Annotated in this window: 17 protein-coding genes and 2 tRNA genes; 13 read left to right on the plus strand and 6 right to left on the minus strand. The window is 55.8% G+C overall.

What is annotated here, in order from left to right:
• Positions 1–13: 13 nt before the first annotated feature.
• The 5 genes from AUP42_RS19605 to AUP42_RS19625 form a co-directional block, all read right to left on the minus strand.
• Positions 14–601, minus strand: a complete 588-nt coding sequence (locus AUP42_RS19605; RefSeq protein WP_062953293.1) for a TRAP transporter small permease subunit — start codon at positions 599–601, stop codon at positions 14–16.
• Positions 602–716: 115 nt separating this feature from the next.
• Positions 717–1,778 carry a TRAP transporter substrate-binding protein gene (locus AUP42_RS19610; protein ID WP_062953294.1) on the minus strand — a complete coding sequence of 354 codons (1,062 nt, stop codon included), beginning with the start codon at positions 1,776–1,778 and terminating at the stop codon, positions 717–719.
• Between the two features lie 604 nt (positions 1,779–2,382).
• A tRNA-Pro gene (locus tag AUP42_RS19615) sits at positions 2,383–2,459 on the minus strand.
• Between the two features lie 203 nt (positions 2,460–2,662).
• A tRNA-Pro gene (locus tag AUP42_RS19620) sits at positions 2,663–2,739 on the minus strand.
• 87 nt (positions 2,740–2,826) lie between these two features.
• Entirely contained in the window at positions 2,827–3,837 is a 1,011-nt protein-coding gene (locus AUP42_RS19625) for a polyprenyl synthetase family protein (protein WP_062953295.1), read from the minus strand.
• Between the two features lie 235 nt (positions 3,838–4,072).
• On the opposite strand from AUP42_RS19625, the gene AUP42_RS19630 reads away from it, so the two are divergent.
• The 6 genes from AUP42_RS19630 (at position 4,073) to ppdK (ending at position 11,422) form a co-directional block, all read left to right on the plus strand.
• Positions 4,073–4,330 (plus strand): DUF2007 domain-containing protein, encoded by a 258-nt coding sequence (locus AUP42_RS19630; protein ID WP_062953296.1) that lies wholly within the window; start codon positions 4,073–4,075, stop codon positions 4,328–4,330.
• A 60-nt stretch (positions 4,331–4,390) separates the two neighbouring features.
• Entirely contained in the window at positions 4,391–5,176 is a 786-nt protein-coding gene (locus tag AUP42_RS19635) for a tRNA1(Val) (adenine(37)-N6)-methyltransferase (protein ID WP_062953297.1), read from the plus strand.
• A gap of 85 nt (positions 5,177–5,261) precedes the next feature.
• Positions 5,262–5,495: a hypothetical protein gene (locus AUP42_RS19640; RefSeq protein ID WP_062953298.1), complete on the plus strand. Its 234-nt coding sequence runs from the start codon at positions 5,262–5,264 to the stop codon at positions 5,493–5,495.
• Positions 5,496–5,742: 247 nt separating this feature from the next.
• The gene (locus AUP42_RS19645; protein WP_007092414.1) at positions 5,743–6,633 is read left to right on the plus strand and encodes a glycine--tRNA ligase subunit alpha; all 891 of its coding nucleotides are present in this window, start codon (positions 5,743–5,745) and stop codon (positions 6,631–6,633) included.
• A 3-nt stretch (positions 6,634–6,636) separates the two neighbouring features.
• Positions 6,637–8,700, plus strand: a complete 2,064-nt coding sequence (gene glyS, locus AUP42_RS19650) for a glycine--tRNA ligase subunit beta (RefSeq protein WP_062953299.1) — start codon at positions 6,637–6,639, stop codon at positions 8,698–8,700.
• A 58-nt stretch (positions 8,701–8,758) separates the two neighbouring features.
• Positions 8,759–11,422, plus strand: a complete 2,664-nt coding sequence (gene ppdK / locus AUP42_RS19655) for a pyruvate, phosphate dikinase (protein ID WP_062953300.1) — start codon at positions 8,759–8,761, stop codon at positions 11,420–11,422.
• An 84-nt stretch (positions 11,423–11,506) separates the two neighbouring features.
• Here the strand turns inward: ppdK and AUP42_RS19660 are convergent, their stop codons facing one another.
• Positions 11,507–12,421: a YgfZ/GcvT domain-containing protein gene (locus tag AUP42_RS19660; RefSeq protein WP_062953301.1), complete on the minus strand. Its 915-nt coding sequence runs from the start codon at positions 12,419–12,421 to the stop codon at positions 11,507–11,509.
• A 160-nt stretch (positions 12,422–12,581) separates the two neighbouring features.
• Between AUP42_RS19660 and AUP42_RS19665 the strand changes: the two genes are divergently transcribed.
• The 7 genes from AUP42_RS19665 (at position 12,582) to AUP42_RS19695 (ending at position 19,357) form a co-directional block, all read left to right on the plus strand.
• A complete protein-coding gene (locus AUP42_RS19665; RefSeq protein ID WP_231858358.1) occupies positions 12,582–13,610 on the plus strand; it encodes a glycosyltransferase in 1,029 nt (342 codons plus the stop codon).
• A 3-nt stretch (positions 13,611–13,613) separates the two neighbouring features.
• Positions 13,614–14,585, plus strand: a complete 972-nt coding sequence (locus AUP42_RS19670; RefSeq protein WP_062953303.1) for a glycosyltransferase family 9 protein — start codon at positions 13,614–13,616, stop codon at positions 14,583–14,585.
• Positions 14,586–14,610: 25 nt separating this feature from the next.
• Complete coding sequence (locus AUP42_RS19675; RefSeq protein ID WP_331710673.1) at positions 14,611–15,342, plus strand: glycosyltransferase family 2 protein; 732 nt, start codon at positions 14,611–14,613, stop codon at positions 15,340–15,342.
• A gap of 153 nt (positions 15,343–15,495) precedes the next feature.
• Positions 15,496–15,771 carry a hypothetical protein gene (locus AUP42_RS19680; RefSeq protein ID WP_062953305.1) on the plus strand — a complete coding sequence of 92 codons (276 nt, stop codon included), beginning with the start codon at positions 15,496–15,498 and terminating at the stop codon, positions 15,769–15,771.
• Positions 15,772–15,829: 58 nt separating this feature from the next.
• Complete coding sequence (locus tag AUP42_RS19685) at positions 15,830–16,210, plus strand: YkvA family protein (protein ID WP_062953306.1); 381 nt, start codon at positions 15,830–15,832, stop codon at positions 16,208–16,210.
• Positions 16,211–16,302: 92 nt separating this feature from the next.
• Positions 16,303–17,301 carry an MDR family oxidoreductase gene (locus tag AUP42_RS19690; RefSeq protein ID WP_062953307.1) on the plus strand — a complete coding sequence of 333 codons (999 nt, stop codon included), beginning with the start codon at positions 16,303–16,305 and terminating at the stop codon, positions 17,299–17,301.
• A 97-nt stretch (positions 17,302–17,398) separates the two neighbouring features.
• On the plus strand, positions 17,399–19,357 hold the full coding sequence (locus AUP42_RS19695) for a response regulator (protein WP_231858360.1): 1,959 nt from the start codon (positions 17,399–17,401) through the stop codon (positions 19,355–19,357).
• The last annotated feature ends 26 nt before the right edge of the window (positions 19,358–19,383 follow it).

The following is a 19,383-nucleotide window of genomic DNA, read 5'->3' on the forward strand; positions in this document are numbered from 1 at the left end:
CCCCGTTCCGCGATCAGTCTTCGAGCTTGGCGGCAGCGTCGCCAAGATCAGCATGATGTGTGCCGACGTAATAACCGGCGCGATTGCGCAGGTTGCTTGGTCCGAACACAAAGACATAGCATTTCAGGAAGACCGAAAGACCGGCCATGGCGAGAAGGCCGAAGCCGACGGGGATGGTTGATTTGATGATCCAGCGATGCGTAAGGCCGGTGGTTGCGGCCGAAACTTCGTGAGTTTCGTAAGAGCGAAGAACAAAATCAAAACCGAAATAAAGCACCAGTGCGCAAAACGGCAGAATGCAGATGATCGCCCCGATCATTTCGATGATGGCGCGTGTGCGCGGACGCAGATTGTCACGGATGAGTTCGATACGGACATGCGCATCGCGGATATAGGCAAAACCGAAACACAGCATAAACAGGCCGGTATGGAGATGCCATTCCAGTTCCTGCAATTTGATGGATCCCTGGCCGCCAAATTTGCGCTGGATCACGTCATACATGATCGTCAGCATCAGCGGAACTGCGAGCAGGGCGGCCCATTTCCCGATACGGGAAACAAGGGCATCAATGCCGTCACTCAGTTTTAGTAGCGCTTCCATTAAAAAGCCTCCCGGGTCTTTTCTTGATCGCGGTCAAGGCCGGGGCCGTCTGGCACCCGGCCTTGCCGAGACTTCTCTTATGATCTGGTACCCTGGGTACCAGACACCGGAAAAATCACTTCAGATATCCGATATCTTTCCAGATTTTGTAATTCTCGCGGAAAGACTGGAGGCTATCGTAAGCTTCCTTGAAGGCGGCATCTTCTGCGGAAAGTTCAGTGGCAACCTCTTCCCATGCCCCACGCATTGCATCGAGCATTTCCGGGGACCAGGTTTTGATGTTCACACCTTTTTCCTTAAGTTCCTTAAGGGCTGCGAACTGGATGGCTTCACCTTCGGCAAAACCATAGGCCAGGTTGTCGTTACAAACCGCTTCGATCTGGGCCTGCTGGGTCTTGTCGAGCCCATCCCACTTTTCCTTGTTGATCATCAGATCGAACAGGGTGGATTGCTGATGCCAGCCGGGGAAGTAATAGTATTTGGCAACCTGATGGAAGCCGAGTTTCAGGTCGATGGCCGGCATCGAGAATTCGGTCGCATCAATCGTGCCGAGTTCAAGGGCGGGATAGATATCGCCACCTGCCAGAAGCTGGGTCGAGACACCAAGCTTTTCCATGACTTTCGCGCCAAGGCCAAAGAAGCGCATTTTCAGGCCTTTAAGGTCTTCAACCGTGTTGATTTCCTTGGAAAACCAGCCCGAAGCTTCCGGTGCGATCAGGCCGCAGAACAGCGACTTGATGCCATGTTCGGCATAAAGCTTGTCAAAGATTTCCTGACCGCCGCCAAATTTGACCCATGCCAGATATTCACCAGCCTGCGGACCGAACGGAACGGCACCGAAAAGCTGCAATGCCGGAACCTTGCCCGCCCAGTAACCCGGGGTGGAGAAGGCCGCATCGATGGAACCGGTTGAAACCGCATCAAAGACTTCAAGTGCCGGAACAAGCGCGCCCGGCTCATAGAATTTAATCTGAATGTTGCCGCCGGAAACTTCGTCGATTTTTTCATCAACACGTTTGCCGAGCGTGCCAAGCTGGGTCAGGCTGCCCGGATAGGTCGAACCCATTTTCCAGCGAACACGGTCCGCTGCATCCGCATCAGGTGCAACCGTCGTCAAAGCAGCCGCTGCAAGGACGGCCACACAGGTTGCAGACTTCAAAATATTAGCAAATTTCATTCGTAGCTTCCTCCCTAAGAAGTCCGAAATTGGTATTACCACGTTGGGTCGAGTACCGCCTTTTGCTTTTATTATTACAGGCGGAATCTTCCCGTTCCTTGTGTTGCAGGGCGAAGCTTAAGCGTATTTGGCAAGTATGAGCAAGTTTGTTTCGCCCGCCGCGCAAGAAAATATCTTCGCGAACGCACAAAAATGACTTGATTTCGCTCAAAAAACCGGAATTTCCGCATGGAAATGCGTATTTATACGGGGTTCAGTATGTTGCATATCTCTCATTTAAAGTTGTTATAGCAAAAAGGCCTGTCAGCCCGCGCGATGGTTGCGAATCGATTGGTCGAATGGCTGTTTTCTGATTGCCTGCATATGGTCATGCCGGGGCAGCGGGCAGTGATGCCAGCAAAGAAAGCACCGTGAAGGCGTGACGGAAAGTTTGCGCCCGCGAACGGTAATGCAATCCTGTTGCAGCGCAGTGCCGATGACTGATCCGCTGGCAAAGTCAGATCGCCCGATGAATTTTCATCAGGTCATGCAGCAGGGAGATTTGAAGACGGAAAACCGACCGGAAATGAAAACGGGAAGCCTTTGAAAAAGACTTCCCGACTGATGGTCGGAGCGAGAGGATTCGAACCTCCGACCCCTGCCTCCCGAAGACAGTGCTCTACCAGGCTGAGCTACGCTCCGTCAGTGGGCGGTTGTTTAGCTCGTCTTCAGGGCTGGATCAAGCATAAACCGGTCGATAGGCGCGAAAAACTTTACTGTTTCGCGACAGATGATTTCACGGTTGCGCGGTGTGGGGATCAATCGCTTTGCGGGTGAATTTGGCGCTGTTAACGCCAATACGCAAAAGGCCCCGAAACGGAAACCGTTTCAGGGCCTTTGAATGATGGTCGGAGCGAGAGGATTCGAACCTCCGACCCCTGCCTCCCGAAGACAGTGCTCTACCAGGCTGAGCTACGCTCCGTCATTCTGCGAAGCCGGGTGATAATCCCAAATACGGACCGACGCAAGGGTTTTTTGCGCCAGTACGCCGGGACCCCGGCATGCGATATCAGTATGGGCGCGAAATGCAGAACTCGACCGCCTCGATCATCGCATCCTTGATTGCGCCATCTTCAAAGCGCGTCAGGGTGTCGATGGCAAGCTGGCCAAATTCACGTGCACGATCCATCGATGCGCTAAGCGCGTCATATTTGCGGATCAGTTCCTGTGCGCGATCAAGATCGCCATCCTGGAATTCCTGATCTTCCATGCAACGACGCCAGAAGGCCTTTTCCTCGTCATCACCCTTGGCATAGGAAATGATGACCGGCAGGGTCACCTTGCCGTCACGGAAATCATCGCCAACGGTTTTGCCAAGCGTCGCCTGATGGGCGGAATAATCCAGAACATCGTCGATCAGCTGGAAGGCGGTGCCAAGATAGATGCCATAAAGGCGAAGGGCTTCTTCATCCTCGGCCGAACGATTGGCAATCACTGCACCGATCTGCGACGCTGCCCCGAACAGGGCGGCGGTTTTGGCGGTGATGACTTCAAGATAGGCTTCTTCGCTGGTCGCCATGTCATTGGCGGTCGAAAGCTGCAAAACCTCGCCCTCGGCGATGACGGCGGACGCCTTCGCCAGGATATCAAGAACCTTGAGCGAGCCGTTTTTGACCATCACGACAAAGGCCCGCGCAAACAGGAAATCCCCGACCAGAACGCTGGCTTCGTTGCCAAACAGGGCATTGGCCGATGCCTGGCCACGGCGCAGCAGGCTTTCATCAACAACATCATCATGCAGAAGCGTTGCGGTGTGGATAAACTCGACACAGGCCGCAAGATCAACCGCAGATGTCCCGCCCTGATAGCCGCAAAGCTGGGCGGATGCCAGTGTCAGCATCGGGCGCATGCGCTTGCCACCGGCGGCAACCAGATGGCTTGCCAATTGCGGGATCAGCGCAACTTCGCTGTGCATGTTGTCGATGATGACCTGATTGACGCGCTTCATGTCGGCATCGACAAGGCGTATCAGGGAGTCAAGGCTGGGTTCGGTCGTCTGCTGCGTTGCGATATTGGTCACGCTGTAATCCGAAACAATTTCTCGCGTATTGACCCCGCCCACCGGGACGGGTAACGCTGATTTCAGTGGGCGGCCTCAACATAGAGATGCCGGGTGGTGACGGTCAAGTGGACAAATGGTTGCCAGCCAAGCAACAATAGCCACCTTGGTGACAGTTTTACCTGAATATGTGCGGTCGGACACATATATATGGATAGCATAATCACACAATAACCAACCGGGGCGCATAAATCGCATGATCGAGCTATTTCGCAGCAACGACCCGATCGAGCTCAGCTGGGCGCAATCGGTTCTCGCCGACGAAGGCATCGCCAGCCATATTTTTGATTACCATGCCAGCATTCTCGAAGGATCCATCGGCGCCCTTCCAAGGCGTTTGATGGTTGATCCCCAGGAAGAAAGCCGGGCCAAATACATCCTTGATATTGCCAGACGTGAACTTGATGCGCATAACGCACGGCATGATCCCGATGCCGAGGAAGTCCAGGACTGAAAATCGGCCCGGGCCTAGCAAGGCTGTGGGATTGGCAAGGTTGCAGGAATTACGAGATTTATGACCCGACCCGATAGCGCATTTCATGTTCCCGATTTTGCGGAAGAACGCATCAGCCATGATTTTCTGCTGGGCGGTTCGGTGACGTTAAAGCAGCCGGTGGATGGATATCGCGCTGCGGTCGATGCTGTTTTGCTGGCGGCGTCCGTTTCGATCAGTTCCAGACGGGATCAGAAAATACTTGATGTCGGGGCGGCTGTCGGGTCGGCCGGGTTGTGTGTTGCACGCCGTCTGCCGGATGCCGATGTGACCGGGGTCGAACTGCAGGACGATCTCTATGCGCTGTTTTGTCGAAACATTGTCGAAAATGATCTGGTGGGCCGGGTAACGCCGGTTCATGGCGATATCAATGATCGGTCCCTGCCGCTGGTGGCCGAAAGCTTTGATCAGGTGATTTCAAACCCGCCCTATTATGCCGGGGGCACACGCCCCGCCAATGAAAGCCGGGCGCGGGCGCATCAGGAAGGCACCGCCGATCTGAAGGACTGGATCAATTTCTGCCTTCGGATGGTGCGCCAGAAAGGCCGGATTACTATTGTGCATCGGGCGGATCATCTCGACCGGATCATCGGGCTTTTGCATGGCAGGGCGGGCGACATGACCATTTATCCGATCTGGAGCAAGGCGAGTGCCGATGCGCCGTTACGTGTGATTGTTTCGGCGCGCAAGGGTGTTTCCTCGCCGGTTACCCTGCGACGCGGAATTGTTCTGCATGACGAGGCCGGTGTTTATCTGCCGGAATGTGATGCGCTTTTGCGCGCACCATCTGCATTGCCCGGTTTCTAAATCGGGCTTGGTTTAATATAAGGGCACGATAAAGTGCGTTGCTGGTCCGTTGCGGCGCAGAAACCTTGATGCTTTGGGAAATGCCATGCTGAGTTTATCGAAAATCCTTTTTACCGCACTGATCGTTGTGGTGGTATGGCAGGGCTTTAAACTGTTTACCCGCAAGAATCAGGTTTCCGGGCAGGAACAGCCAAAACAGACCGGGCATGACAAGAAAGCCAAACAGCAGAAACAGGAAGCTGTGGCGCATGATCTTGAAAAATGCCCGAAATGCGGTGTCTATCACGCCGAAGGCAGCGCGCATGTTTGCGAAGTCTGAGTTGCGCGCACTGCATATTTTCATTTGCTGATTTCTTCGACTTTCGCCCAACAGGCCGTGATTTCGCTTGGAAAAACGGGTTGTTGCACGGATGTTGTATGCTGCAACGCGGTATGAGATTCGCCGCGGCGTCATAAAAAGCGCTAAATTCAGGCCCACTCAGGGCTTTTGCGTTCTTGACCCCGACGGGGTGGGGCGGTAGCTTGCCGCTCTAAATTTACCGATAACTTAATAGTGAGTTCGCGCAATGGCGCTCGACGGGTCGCAACGTCCCCCTTCATTCCAGGAAATCATTCTTCGACTTCAAAGCTATTGGGCCGATCAGGGATGTGTCATCCTGCAGCCCTATGACCTTGAAGTCGGTGCCGGTACCTTCCACACCGCAACCACGTTGCGCGCGCTGGGCCCGGAAAGCTGGAATGCGGCCTATGTGCAGCCGTCCCGTCGCCCGACCGATGGTCGTTACGGCGAAAACCCGAACCGTTTGCAGCACTATTACCAGTTCCAGGTCCTGATGAAGCCGTCACCGGCCAATTCGCAGGAACTTTACCTTGGCTCGCTGGCGCATCTGGGCATTGACCCGATGGCGCATGATATCCGTTTCGTCGAAGACGATTGGGAAAGCCCGACTTTGGGCGCGTGGGGCCTTGGCTGGGAAGTGTGGCTGGACGGGATGGAAGTCACCCAGTTCACCTATTTCCAGCAGGTTGGCGGTTTTGAATGCGACCCGGTCCCGGTCGAGCTGACCTATGGTCTGGAACGTCTGGCGATGTATATCCAGGGCGTCGAAAACGTTTATGACCTTGATTATAACGGCAATGGCGTCAGCTATGGCGATGTGTTCCTGCAGAATGAAAAGGAACAGTCGACCTATAACTTCGAAGTCGCCAATACCGATATGCTGTTCCAGCATTTCAAGGACGCGCAGGCCGAATGTGCTGTCAATATCGAACGCGGCCTTGCCCTGCCTGCCTATGAGCAGGCGATGAAAGCCAGCCATATCTTTAATCTCCTCGATGCGCGCGGCGTGATTTCGGTCACCGAACGTGCGGCCTATATCGGCCGTGTGCGCGACATGTCGAAATCCTGCTGCGAGGCGTGGCTTCGTTCGCGCGGGCATTTGAAAGAGGAGGCATAAGTCATGGCCGAATTGCTGCTTGAACTGTTTTCGGAAGAAATTCCGGCCCGCATGCAGGCGCGTGCTTCCGAGGATCTGACCAAACTGGTTACCGATGGGCTTAAGGTCGCCGACCTTGGTTTTGATAAAGTCGAGGCACTGGTTACACCGCGTCGCCTGACCCTGATCATCAATGGTTTGCCCGACAAACAGCCGGACCTTCGCGAAGAACGCCGTGGCCCGCGTGCCGATGCCCCGGAAAAGGCGATTGCCGGTTTCCTGGCGGGCAATGGCGTGACGCTGGAACAATGTGAAAAGCGCGAAACGCCCAAGGGTGTTTTCCTGTTTGCGATTGTCGAACAGAAGGGCCGTGATAGTGCGGACGTCATCAAGGACATCATCGAAGACGCCATGGCAAAACTGCCCTGGCCGAAATCGATGCGCTGGGCCGATCAGAAAGTCCGCTGGGTCCGTCAGCTTGACCGGATTCTGTGCCTGTTTGACGGCAAGGTGATCCCGGCATCCTTTGGCCCGGTAACGGCTGGCAATATCACAAGCGGCCACCGGTTCCTTGCACCGGCCACCTTCAGCGTTGCCAATGCTGCCGAATACAAGGCGAAGCTTGCCTTTGCCAAGGTCATGCTCGACCGTGAAGAACGCAAGAAAGTCATTCTGGATGGTGCGCGCAAGCTTGCGGCATCAGAAGGTTTCACGCTTCTGGAAGATAACGGGCTGCTCGAGGAAGTCTGCGGTCTGGTTGAATGGCCCGTACCGGTCATGGGCAAGGTCGATGACCAGTTCATGGATATCCCGCGCGAGGTTCTGGAAACCTCGATGCGTGAACATCAGAAATATTTCGTCGTCGAAGACAGCAATGGCAAACTGGCCGCGCGCTTCATCACCATTTCGAACATGGTGACGCTGGATGCCAACGCGCAGATCATTGCCGGGAACGAACGCGTTTTGCGCGCACGCCTGCATGATGCGAAATTCTTCTGGGATCAGGATCGGAAAGTGACGCTCGAAGCGCGTCTGCCGAAACTTGATAACATCGTGTTCCATGCCAAGCTTGGCTCGCTGGCGGAGCGTGTTCTGCGCCTGCGCGGACTGGCACGCGAACTGTCAGCCGATATTCCGGGCTGCGATATTAAACTTGCCGATCGTGCGGCGGAAATTGCCAAGGCCGATCTGGTGTCGAACATGGTGTTCGAATTTACCGAACTTCAGGGACTGATGGGGAAATACTACGCCGAGAATGACGGCGAAGCCCCCGAAGTCGCCAACGCCATTGCGCAGCATTATGCACCTGCCGGTCCGTCGGATATGTGTCCGACCGCACCTGTTTCGGTGGCTGTTGCCTTGGCCGAGAAGCTCGATACCCTTGCCGGGTTCTTTACCATCGATGAAAAGCCGACCGGTTCAAAAGACCCGTTCGCGCTGCGTCGTGCGGCATTGGGTGTCATCCGGCTGGTTCTGGAAAACGGTTTGCGTGTGCCGCTGCGTCGCGCATTTGCCTTTGCCGTTTCCCAATATCCGGCCTCCATTCGTCGTGACGAGGCGGTTGACGAACTTCTGGCATTCTTTGCCGACCGCCTGAAAGTCCATCTGCGTGAACAGGGCGTGCGCCATGATCTGGTGTCTGCCGTGTTTGCCCTTGATGGCGAGGACGATCTTGTCCGCCTTCTGGCCCGTGTTGATGCGCTTGCCGATTTTGTGTCGGGTGAAAGCGGCGTCAACCTTATGGCCGGGTACAAGCGCGCGTCCAATATCCTGCGTATCGAAGAGAAGAAGGATGAAAAATCCTATGATGCGGATGTGTCCGCCGATCTTCTGACGCAGGACGAGGAACGCAAGCTCTATGAGGCGCTCATCAATGTCCGGCATAAGGCTTTGCCGCTTCTGCGGGCAGAGAATTATGCCGAGGCTATGGCCGAATTCGCGCATCTGCGCGGACCGGTCGATGCATTCTTCGAAGGGGTCACGGTAAATAGTGACAAGGCAGACGAACGTGCCAACCGGCTTAAGCTGCTGGCGCAAATTCGCACTGCCTTGCATGACATTGCCGATTTCTCGAAGATCGAGTCATAAATAAGGTCGGGGTCGCCCGGAATTCCGGAACGCCTTGACCAGATGAGGAAAAGGCAAGATGACCAAATGGGTTTACGGCTTCGGTGGCGGTAGCGCCGAAGGACGTTCCGATATGCGCGAGCTTTTGGGCGGTAAAGGTGCCAACCTTGCCGAGATGAGCAATCTCGGCCTTCCGGTCCCGCCCGGCTTTACCATCACGACCGAAGTCTGCACGGCGTTTTATGACAATGACCGTGCCTATCCCGACGGTCTTGAAGCCGAAGTCGAAAAGTCGCTTGCTGCTGTCGAGGCCCTGGTCGGTCGTAAATTTGGCAATCCCAAGGACCCGTTGCTGGTTTCGGTCCGTTCCGGCGCACGTGCCTCGATGCCGGGCATGATGGACACGGTTCTCAATCTGGGCCTGAATGACGAAACGGTTGAAGGTTTGGCGGCGGTCTCTGGGGATCGCCGTTTTGCGTATGACAGCTATCGCCGTTTCATTCAGATGTATGGCGATGTCGTTCTGGGCGTCGATCACTACCATTTCGAGGAAATCCTTGAAATCCACAAGGAAGACAGGGGCTATGTCCTTGATACCGAAATGGGGGCCGATGACTGGCAGGCGGTGGTTCAGGGCTTCAAGAAAAAGGTCGATGCCGAACTCGGGCGTCCCTTCCCGCAGGACCCGCGCGAACAGCTTTGGGGTGCCATTGGTGCGGTTTTCGGAAGCTGGATGAACGCGCGTGCCAATACATACCGTCGCCTGCACAACATCCCGGCAAGTTGGGGCACGGCGGTCAACGTTCAGGCCATGGTATTCGGCAATATGGGCGATGATTGTGCGACCGGTGTCTGCTTCTCGCGCAATCCGTCGACCGGCGAAGACCGTTTCTACGGCGAATATCTGATCAATGCGCAGGGCGAGGACGTCGTGGCGGGGATCCGTACCCCGGCACCGCTGACCAAAATCGAACGTGAAGAGTCGGGTTCCGACCTTCTGTCGATGGAAGAAGCCATGCCCGGCGTCTTTGGCGAGCTTTGCGATATCCGCGACAGGCTTGAAGCCCATTATCGCGACATGCAGGACATGGAATTCACCGTCGAGTCCGGCAAGCTTTACATGCTCCAGACCCGTGCGGGCAAACGCACGGCCAAGGCGGCGCTGCGTATCGCGGTTGAAATGTGTCAGGCCAATGTGATCTCGCGCGAAGACGCTCTTCGCCGTGTCGATCCGGCACAGCTTGACCAGTTGCTGCATCCGACCCTTGATCCCGATGCGGACCGCAAGGTGATCGGCATGGGGCTTCCGGCATCGCCGGGTGCTGCATCCGGGCAGATTGTCTTCTCCGCCGAGGTCGCCGAGGACTGGGTGCATAATCGCGGTCAGAAGGTCATTCTGGTGCGCATCGAAACCAGCCCCGAAGACATTGCCGGGATGCATGCTGCCGAAGGCATTCTGACATCGCGCGGCGGCATGACAAGCCACGCCGCCGTCGTGGCGCGAGGCATGGGGACGCCGTGCGTGTGCGGTGCCGGTCAGGTCAAGATTGACTATGCCAGCAAGACCATGACGTCGGGCGGTGTGACCCTGAAAGAAGGGGATGTCATCACCCTTGACGGTGCGACCGGCGAGGTCATGCTGGGCGAGGTGGCAACGCTTAAGCCCGACCTGTCGGGCGATTTTTCGCAATTGATGGAATGGGCGGATGGTGTGCGCCGTCTTAAGGTCCGTACCAACGCCGAAACACCCGATGACGCGGCAACCGCGCGCGGTTTCGGGGCGGAGGGGATCGGGCTTTGCCGGACCGAACATATGTTCTTTGATCCGGCACGCATCATTTCCATGCGCGAAATGATCCTGGCCGATACGGAAAAAGGCCGTCGTGCGGCACTGGATAAACTTCTGCCCTATCAGCGTCAGGACTTTATTGACCTGTTCCGGATCATGAAGGGCTTGCCGGTCACGATCCGCCTGCTGGATCCGCCATTGCATGAATTCCTGCCGCATGGTGACAACGAAATTGCCGAGGTCGCCAATGCCGCAGGTGTGGCAGAGGTCGTCGTGCGTCGCCGGTTGCTGGAACTTTCCGAAGCCAACCCGATGCTGGGGCATCGCGGGTGCCGTCTTGGCATCAGCTATCCGGAAATTTATGAAATGCAGGCGCGTGCGATATTCGAAGCCGCGATCGAGGTTTCAAAGGATGGTGGCGATCCGGTCATTCCGGAAATCATGATCCCGCTTATTGTCGGCAAGAAAGAGCTCGAAATACTCAAGGCCGCGATCATCAAGGTTGCAGGCGAGGTCGAAACCGAAAAATCGGCAAAGCTCGAATTCCTTGTCGGCACGATGATCGAATTGCCGCGCGCCGCACTCAAGGCTGGTGAAATCGCCGAAGAAGCCGAGTTTTTCAGCTTCGGGACCAACGATTTGACCCAGACGACCTTTGGTCTTTCGCGTGATGACGCGTCCCGGTTCCTGGATACCTATATTTCCAAGGATATCTTTGCCGGTGATCCGTTCGTATCACTGGATCAGGAAGGGGTGGGTGAACTGGTCAGCATTGCGGCCGAACGTGGCCGTAAGACACGCGGCGATATCAAGCTTGGCATCTGCGGCGAACATGGCGGTGATCCGGCATCCATCGCGTTCTGCGAGGCGCAGGGACTGGATTACGTGTCCTGCTCGCCTTATCGCGTGCCGATTGCCCGTCTTGCCGCCGCACAGGCCGCGCTTAAGAAATAAGCCTGCTATCTGGCAGCACTGATAAAGCAAACGGCGGCAGAATTTCTGCCGCCGTTTGTCATTCGTAAGGCGATGATCGGTGGATCAGGCCGCCGTTTCCGGCAACTTGACCCAGTCGGGGATCTTGACCGAAATTTTGGCATCGCCCGCCGTCAGCTCGGCATCATCGCCAATCCGTTCCAGCCGGATCAGGGCAAGGCCCGCATTGCCATGGATGCTGCGGATGGTGCCGGCTTCCTTGTCGCCATTCATGATCAGGGTGCCAATTTCCGGTGCCGGGCCGGTGATCGTGATCGGCAAAAGGCGTTTGCGCACCAGCCCGCGATATTTGGTGCGCGCGGTCAGTTCCTGCCCCATATAGCAGCCTTTTTTGAAATCAACGCCGCCCAGCTCCTCGAACCCGTTTTCAAGCAGGATGGCGCGATCGATTTCCATTTCCTCGCTGCCATTGGGCAGGCCCAGCAACACGCGATGCTGATGATAGGTGCTTTCATCGCTTTCTGTGGCACCAATCGCGGCCATCTGTGCCAGTTCGTTTTTGGGCAGTAACACGCGCGCACCCATAGCACTCAGGCGCGGATCAACGGCCTTGATCCCATCGGCAAACGGTGCGGTGGCACCGGGCGTATCGGGCAGGTCAAGTGCAGCCAGGGCACCATCGCCGAAGACGGCGACAACGTCATAGCTTTCGGTGACATCGGTCAGTTCCGCCTTGGCGCGCAATTTATACATGCGCAGCTTTTTGAACAGCTCGGCCGCACGCGCACCGTCTTCGCCGCGTTCGCATTCAATCAGAAGGCTGTCCTCGTCCTGCTGATAGACAAAGAAATCAAACAGGAACTTGCCCTGTGGCGTCAGAAGCGCGCCATAGCCGGAATGATCAGCCGTGATTTTTTCGATATTGTTCGACACCAGCCCCTGAAGGAAGCTGACGCGATCAGGCCCGCTGACCCGGATAACGGCCCGGTCAGGCAGGGGGGCGTATAAAGTCTCACTCATAATTCTTATGGCTCCGGTTTATCGGAATTGTTGGCCGAAATGTGGGGCAATGACCGGGATTTGGCAAGGGGTGGTTTGGCCAAGGCAAAAGCAACCCACCACAAGAAAAGCCTTCATAAATTGCGCGGGAACCGATAGAACGCAATGTATGAAAATATTGATGCTTGATCGTTCCATCGGCTTTGATCCCAAGGATCGTGAAGCCCGCCCGCTGGGCGCGCGCCAACGCGGATTTATCGCGCTGGCCGAGGCCCTTGTTGCCCGTGGCCACAAGGTTGAAGCCCGCCGGAATGGGGGCATCGACCTTGATCATCATGGCGTTGCCTGGCGTCAGCTTGACAGTGCCATGCCGCCCTTTGGCGGGGATCCGGTGGACCGGGTTCTGGTGTGGCGCGATGCGGAGCTGCTCCGTCATCCCTCAATCCCCGAAGGAAGCGATTGCTGGCTTTGGTTTGATGGCATGGCATCCGATCTGAACGCGGATAAGGCACGACTGGCGTTGCTTGAAACCGGTGCGCAGGTGATTTTCACCCATGAAGATCAGGGCAGGGCGTTTGATGGCGATACCGCCAAACGCCCGATTGTGATTGCACCAGGCGCGTGCCCGGCCTTTGCCATGGCGTCAAACATGCACTGGGCGTTCGAGAGCCGCGAAGATCTTGCCGTGACGGTTGCCAACAGCAAAACCGGCATTGCCCAGATCATCCGCATCTGGTCGGCTTATGTCGCGCCCAAGGTGCCCGGTGCCATTCTGGAAATTTATGCCGCTGATCTGTTTTCGGCGATGGCGGGCGAAAATGACGATGTTTCCGAAGAACTCGTCGATATGGTGCGTGATAACATCGACAAGGGTGTGCGCGTCTGCCACCCGATGCCCGAGGCCGACATGGCCGAACGTATCGCAACCGCGCGTGCCTTCCTGCATCACGGCAAATACGGCAATGATCAGGTCGGGCAATGGATTTACGATGCGCTGGCGGCGGCAACCCCGGTTGTGTCCTATGGTGGCATTGCCAAGGAGCGGGTTGAAAATGGCAAGACCGGCTATATCGTTCCCGATGAAACCGCCTATGGCAATCTGGTGATGCAGTTGCTGGCAGACCGGCAGATTTTTGCCAGCCAGTCCGAAGCGGCCCGCAACAGCCGCCGCGAATGGCTTAATGTCGCTGGCGAGCTGGAGAAACTTTAAACCGTGCGGTTACTGTTCATCACCTCGAACCGGCTCGGCGATGCCGTTCTTTCGACATCGGTGCTGCGCCACTATGTCGAAACATATCCCGGCATCAAGGTAACGGTTGCCTGCGGCCCTGTCGCCGCCCCGATTTTTGAAGCGGTGCCGGGGCTTGAACGCCTCATCGAAATGCCAAAGCAGAAACGCGGCGGCCATTGGTGGAAGCTCTGGAAATCGGTCGCGTTTCGCTGGTGGGACATCATCGTCGATCTGCGCGGCAGTGCGACGGCCTATGTGCTTCCGGGCTGGAAACGGGTGGTGCTCAAAGGCAACGACGACAGCGTCCACCGGGTAGAGCAGCTTGCACGTCTGATCGGTGTTGATCCGGCCCCTGAACCGTTTGTCTGGACCGGCCCGGAACATGAACGACGCGCGGCAAAGATACTGCCCGCCGATGAACGCCCGCTTCTGGTGGTTGGACCAAGTGCCAACTGGATAGGAAAAACCTGGCGTCCGGAACGCTTCGCCGAGACGATTGCAAGCCTGCGGGCGGTTGGTGGTGTGCTTGAAGATGCCCATGTTTTACTGGTTGGCGCGCCAAACGAACGCGAGGCATCCGAACCGGTGATTGCATCGATACCGGAAAACAGACGGACCGAGATTTTTGGCCGCGAACATCTTTTAACGGTCATGGCCTGTCTGCGCCGCGCGGACCTGTATGTTGGCAATGACTCAGGCCTTATGCATATGGCGGCGGCATCGGGAAATCCGACAATAGGGTTGTTTGGTCCATCGCGTGATGAACACTACCGTCCCTATGCGAAGTGGGGACGAGCGGTTCGTACCGATTGGTCCTATGACAAAATTATCGAAAATCGTTCCAGCCCGTTATCCAAAGAGATCTTGATGGATACGTTGCCGGTGGACAAGGTTGTGTCAGCGGCAGAAACGCTTCTGAGAGACTACCGGATAGAGGAAAAGCATCATGGCTGATAAAGCGCCCCGTCTTTCAGTTGTTATGTGCGCGCATAACGAGGAAGAACGCCTGCCATCCTGTTTGGCGCATCTGACCTTTGCCGACGAAATTATTGTTCTGTGCGATAAATGTACGGATCGGACCGAGGAAATCGCACGCGAATTTGGCGCGAAAACGATTGTTGGCAGCTGGGATATCGAGGGCGAGCGTCGCAATCGGGCGATTGCCGAGGCAACCGGCGACTGGATTTTCGAAGTCGATGCCGACGAGCATGTAAACGAAGAGCTCGCGAAATCTATTCGTAAAGCGATGGAAACAGATGAGTTTGATCGCTTTGTTATCCCGGTTGATAACTATATTGGTCGCCGCCTGGTTCGTTATGGCTGGGGGGCGTCATTCGGGACGTCTGCTGTTTGGCGCCTGTTCCGAAAAGGATGTAAAAAATGGGGCCCCCAACGGGTCCATCCATCTATTGAGTTGTTGGGGCGGGCAGGCCCCAGGCTTGATGGTGCTCTTTTACATTATGTCGACAGAAACATTTCGGACATGATCAAAAGACTGAACAGCTATAGTTCTGCCCGGGCTGCGGATTTGCGCGCAAGCGGAAACATTGGAAGTTTTGCAAACAATTTTCGCCGCATCTTTTCCCGGTTTTTCCGCTGCTATGTGTCTCGAAAGGGGTACAAGGAAGGGGGGATGGGATTTCTGATAGCGCTACTTGCAGCGTTGTTTCCCCTGCTGTCCTACCTGAAAGCGCGCTATGACGACGAGTAAGTCGTCAATCTGGCGTTTGCGGCACAGAGATCATAAACTGGCAAGTAACTGATATTTAAATTGGTGCTATCGTCGTTCGGGTGGGAACAAATCACACGCTGGCGCATTTGCTTTGCATGTGACTTTTGTTCCAACTGTACCCGGACCAGACCAATGATCCGTGCTGATAATATGACAATGTTGTTTGTTTTGTTGTTTGCCATCGCGATTGCATGGCTTCAGGTGTCGGTAGAGGATCAGCGGGCCCGAGCCATGCTTGTGCCGGTTCCCGACTACGGAAGTGGCCTTGAAGTCTATGCCATCCGTCATAATCCGTCGAATACGGCCTCTTGCGGCAGCATGTGCGGGGCATTTGATCTGACCAAGGCCGCCGGGTTTGAAAGTGGCTATATGCAGGCCAGCTTGCCGGAAAGCACTGCGCGTCGCTGACATTTTCCCTGCAAGCTGTCAGAATGGTTGCGTAACGGGTCATTTTCCGGAGTATCCCATGGCCAAGGCATCCGTCTGGGCGATCATCCCCAATCTTTTACGCAGCCTGTTTCGGCCTGATGTGCCGATACGCAGCAAGATTTTGCTGGTGATGGGGATTGTCTATCTCGTCAGTCCGATTGATCTTTTGCCCGATGTGATTGCCGGGATCGGCTGGATTGACGATCTGGTTATTGTGCCCTTGCTCGGCTGGCTTTCCTATCGCAGTCTGCCGCCATCCATAAAGGAAGGTATCTCAACCGATAGTCCCGACAGTGCCAATAATCCTGCAACCTCGCGCAAATGGCTTTATCTGATGATCCTGATCGTTGTTCTGATCGGTATCGGACTGCTGACAGGGCCCGATGAATCCTTCCTGAAAAATCCATCCGGCGGTTAAGAGCAAGACACTACCTTTGCGTCTTTGACAGCCTTTGCCATCGAGCCTTAAGCTTCTTTCCCGATCACGTAACGAAAAACGGGGAAGCAACCATGAAAAAGGCGTTCCGCGGGTTGGTTCTAACCCAGCAGGATAAAACGATTCAGGCCGGTTTTCAGGATATCGCGATTGAAGACCTGCCCGAGGGCGAGGTTCTTGTCCGGGTTGACTGGTCGACCCTGAATTACAAGGACGGCATGATCCTGAATGGGCTTGGCCGTCTTGTCCGGCAATATCCGCATGTGCCTGGCGTTGATTTTGCCGGCGAAGTGATTTCATCGGATGATCCGCGTTATGCACCCGGCGATCAGGTCATCCTGACCGGATGGCGGGTCGGCGAAGCACATTGGGGCGGATATGCCCAATATGCCCGCGTCAACGCGGATTGGCTGGTGCCAATGCCAGATGGACTTGATGGCGCACATGCCATGGCCATCGGTACCGCAGGCTTTACATCCATGCTGGCGGTCATGGCACTGGAAGAGCAGGGGCTGTCCCCCGATCAGGATGGTGAAGTCCTTGTTACCGGGGCTGCTGGTGGTGTCGGGTCGGTTGCAGTCAGCATTCTGGCAAATCTTGGCTATCGCGTTGCGGCGTCGACTGGCCGGGCTGACACACATGATTATCTGCGTGGACTTGGTGCAACGTCGATTATTGATCGCGCGGCGTTAACGGATGCCAGCAAACCATTGCTGAGCGAGCGCTGGCTTGGCGCGATTGACAGTGTCGGAAGCACGACACTGGCCCATGTTTTATCTGAAATGAAATATCATGGTGTCGTTGCCGCCTGTGGGCTGGCAGGCGGGGCGGATTTGCCTGCAACGGTTATTCCGTTTCTGCTGCGCGGGGTCCGGTTGATCGGCATTGATTCCGTGATGTGCCCGTATGAAAAGCGCGTCACAGCCTGGAAACGTCTGGCACAGGAGTTGCCGATGGCGCAACTCGATGCCGTGACGACAAAAGTGGGGCTTCGCGATATCCTGCCATGGGGTGAAAAAATCCTCAAAGGGCAGGTCAGGGGGCGGTTGCTGATTGATGTGCAGGATTGCTAGTCGGCGCAAATAAATGCAGAATCCGACTGAACCCGGCCGTTGACGATGATGTGTTGGCGGTGCTTGCCAAAGTACTGAAATGAATGGGCCGCGCCTTATGACCGAAAACCGGTTTCGTATCCTTCTGGTCGAAGATAATCCCGGCGATGCCTTTCTTGTAAAGACATTGCTGGAGGAAACCGGTGAACGGTTCGAAATCGAACACCGATCCGACCTCGCCTCGGCCATGGCGTTGCTGAATGATGTGTCGCCGGACGGGGCGTTTGATGTTGTTCTGCTCGACCTGACCTTGCCGGATTCATCGGGGGTCGAAACCATTCGCCGCATTCGAAGTTGTGCCAACAGTGCCCCGGTCGTTGTTCTGACCGGGCATAAGGACGAAGAACTGGCGTTCGAAGCCCTTCAGCACGGCGCAGAAGATTATCTGACCAAGGAATTCCCCGATGGCCGAACCATTCGGCGATCCATCCGTTATGCGATTGAACGGTCGCGGGCCGAGCAGGCGCTAAAGGAAAGCGAGGAACGGTATCGCAAGCTGGTGGAGCTTGCGCCCGAACTGATTTCCGTGCTGAGCGGAGAAGAAATCGCCTATATCAATCAGCAGGGTGTTTCCATTCTGCACGGCAGCGACAGTTCGGAGCTGGTTGGACGCAGCTTTATGGAAATGGTCCATCCCGATAGCCGCGAAATCATGGGGGAATACATTGCGCGCTATGCCGGTGGTTATACCGGGCGGGCCGATTTCGTAATCATGTGCCGTCGGGGCGACGGGGAGAATGTGGAGCTTGAAGTATCTGCCATCGCCTTCACCCACGAAGGCGCGCCAGCCATGCTGATGCTGGCCGAGGATGTGACGGAAAAGCGCAAGATCGAAAGGCAGTTGGTTCAGACATCGAAGCTTGCGACACTTGGTGAAATGGCCGCATCCGTGGCGCATGAAATGAACCAGCCGCTTAACGTTATCCGGATGGCGGCCGATACCTGCGCGCTGCAATATGAACTTGAAAAGGTTCAACCCTCGTTCCAGCGAGAGCGATTGTCCCTGATCAGCGGTCAGACGCGGCGCATGGCCGAAATTATTCGACATTTGCAGATTTACAGTCGCCCGGACGAAGATGATTTCGAGCTTTTCGATCCGATGCGCGCGGTAACGCGTGCCGTTGACATGGTGGAACATGATTGCCGACTGGCGGGGATTGTCGTCGATGTTGTTCCTGCTGCGGAAAACTGTCAGGTCCTTGGTCGTCAGGTGCAACTGGAACAGGTTCTGGTCAATATGCTGACCAATGCCCGCGATGCGATCACGGAAAATGGCGATGATGCCGGTGGGATCGGTGGGTTGATTCGTTTGACCGCGATGCTGGATGCGGATCAGGAAGTGCTGCGGATTGCAATAAATGACAATGGCGGCGGGGTCCCGGAAGACGCCATCGGGCTTATTTTCCACCCGTTTTTCACGACCAAGGATGTTGGCAAGGGAACCGGGCTTGGGCTTTCGGTCAGCTATGGCATTGTCGAGGGAATGGGCGGACATATTGATGTTCGCAACGAAGGTGATGGCGCCTGTTTCGAAATCGTATTGCCGGCAGTTCATATCGGTGAAAATGCCGGCAACGACGTTGACGATCCTGATGATGCGCCGTTGCTGCCACAGCAGGAAAGGCTTCCTGAAACCCGCCCCCGAAATTTGCGCATCATGGTTGTCGATGACGAAATTGACGCGATGGAAATTATCGCGGCCTATCTGGAAGCACAGGGCTTTTCGGTTTCCGCGGCAAGTGATGGCGAGGATGCCCTGGCACTGGCCGGTGTGGTCCAGCCCGATATTCTCATTACCGATATCCGGATGCCACAGATGGATGGAAACAGTCTGGTTCGTGCCCTTCGGGAACGCAATCCTGCCTTGCCGGTCATCGTTATGACCGGCCATCCCGGAGACGCCGATCGCCCGGTCGAGGACGGGGACGACGCGCCGGTGATGGTGATGTCAAAGCCGCTTGATCTGAAAGAGCTTCTGGCCACGCTTGACGAAATTTCCGAAGTCGTTGCCGGTTAAAACAAAACCCGGCCACTGGCCGGGTT

It is taken from the genome of Thalassospira lucentensis (assembly GCF_001613805.1).
Lineage (GTDB): Bacteria > Pseudomonadota > Alphaproteobacteria > Rhodospirillales > Thalassospiraceae > Thalassospira > Thalassospira lucentensis_A.

Bases quoted from the DNA above. Each gene is read 5' to 3' on its own strand.
- AUP42_RS19605 (WP_062953293.1), bottom strand. From the start codon at position 601: ATGGAAGCGCTACTAAAACTGAGTGACGGCATTGATGCCCTTGTTTCC.
- AUP42_RS19610 (WP_062953294.1), bottom strand. From the start codon at position 1,778: ATGAAATTTGCTAATATTTTGAAGTCTGCAACCTGTGTGGCCGTCCTT.
- AUP42_RS19630 (WP_062953296.1), top strand. From the start codon at position 4,073: ATGATCGAGCTATTTCGCAGCAACGACCCGATCGAGCTCAGCTGGGCG.
- AUP42_RS19635 (WP_062953297.1), top strand. From the start codon at position 4,391: ATGACCCGACCCGATAGCGCATTTCATGTTCCCGATTTTGCGGAAGAA.
- AUP42_RS19640 (WP_062953298.1), top strand. From the start codon at position 5,262: ATGCTGAGTTTATCGAAAATCCTTTTTACCGCACTGATCGTTGTGGTG.
- AUP42_RS19645 (WP_007092414.1), top strand. From the start codon at position 5,743: ATGGCGCTCGACGGGTCGCAACGTCCCCCTTCATTCCAGGAAATCATT.
- glyS (WP_062953299.1), top strand. From the start codon at position 6,637: ATGGCCGAATTGCTGCTTGAACTGTTTTCGGAAGAAATTCCGGCCCGC.
- ppdK (WP_062953300.1), top strand. From the start codon at position 8,759: ATGACCAAATGGGTTTACGGCTTCGGTGGCGGTAGCGCCGAAGGACGT.
- AUP42_RS19660 (WP_062953301.1), bottom strand. From the start codon at position 12,421: ATGAGTGAGACTTTATACGCCCCCCTGCCTGACCGGGCCGTTATCCGG.
- AUP42_RS19665 (WP_231858358.1), top strand. From the start codon at position 12,582: ATGCTTGATCGTTCCATCGGCTTTGATCCCAAGGATCGTGAAGCCCGC.
- AUP42_RS19675 (WP_331710673.1), top strand. From the start codon at position 14,611: ATGTGCGCGCATAACGAGGAAGAACGCCTGCCATCCTGTTTGGCGCAT.
- AUP42_RS19680 (WP_062953305.1), top strand. From the start codon at position 15,496: ATGATCCGTGCTGATAATATGACAATGTTGTTTGTTTTGTTGTTTGCC.
- AUP42_RS19685 (WP_062953306.1), top strand. From the start codon at position 15,830: ATGGCCAAGGCATCCGTCTGGGCGATCATCCCCAATCTTTTACGCAGC.
- AUP42_RS19690 (WP_062953307.1), top strand. From the start codon at position 16,303: ATGAAAAAGGCGTTCCGCGGGTTGGTTCTAACCCAGCAGGATAAAACG.
- AUP42_RS19695 (WP_231858360.1), top strand. From the start codon at position 17,399: ATGACCGAAAACCGGTTTCGTATCCTTCTGGTCGAAGATAATCCCGGC.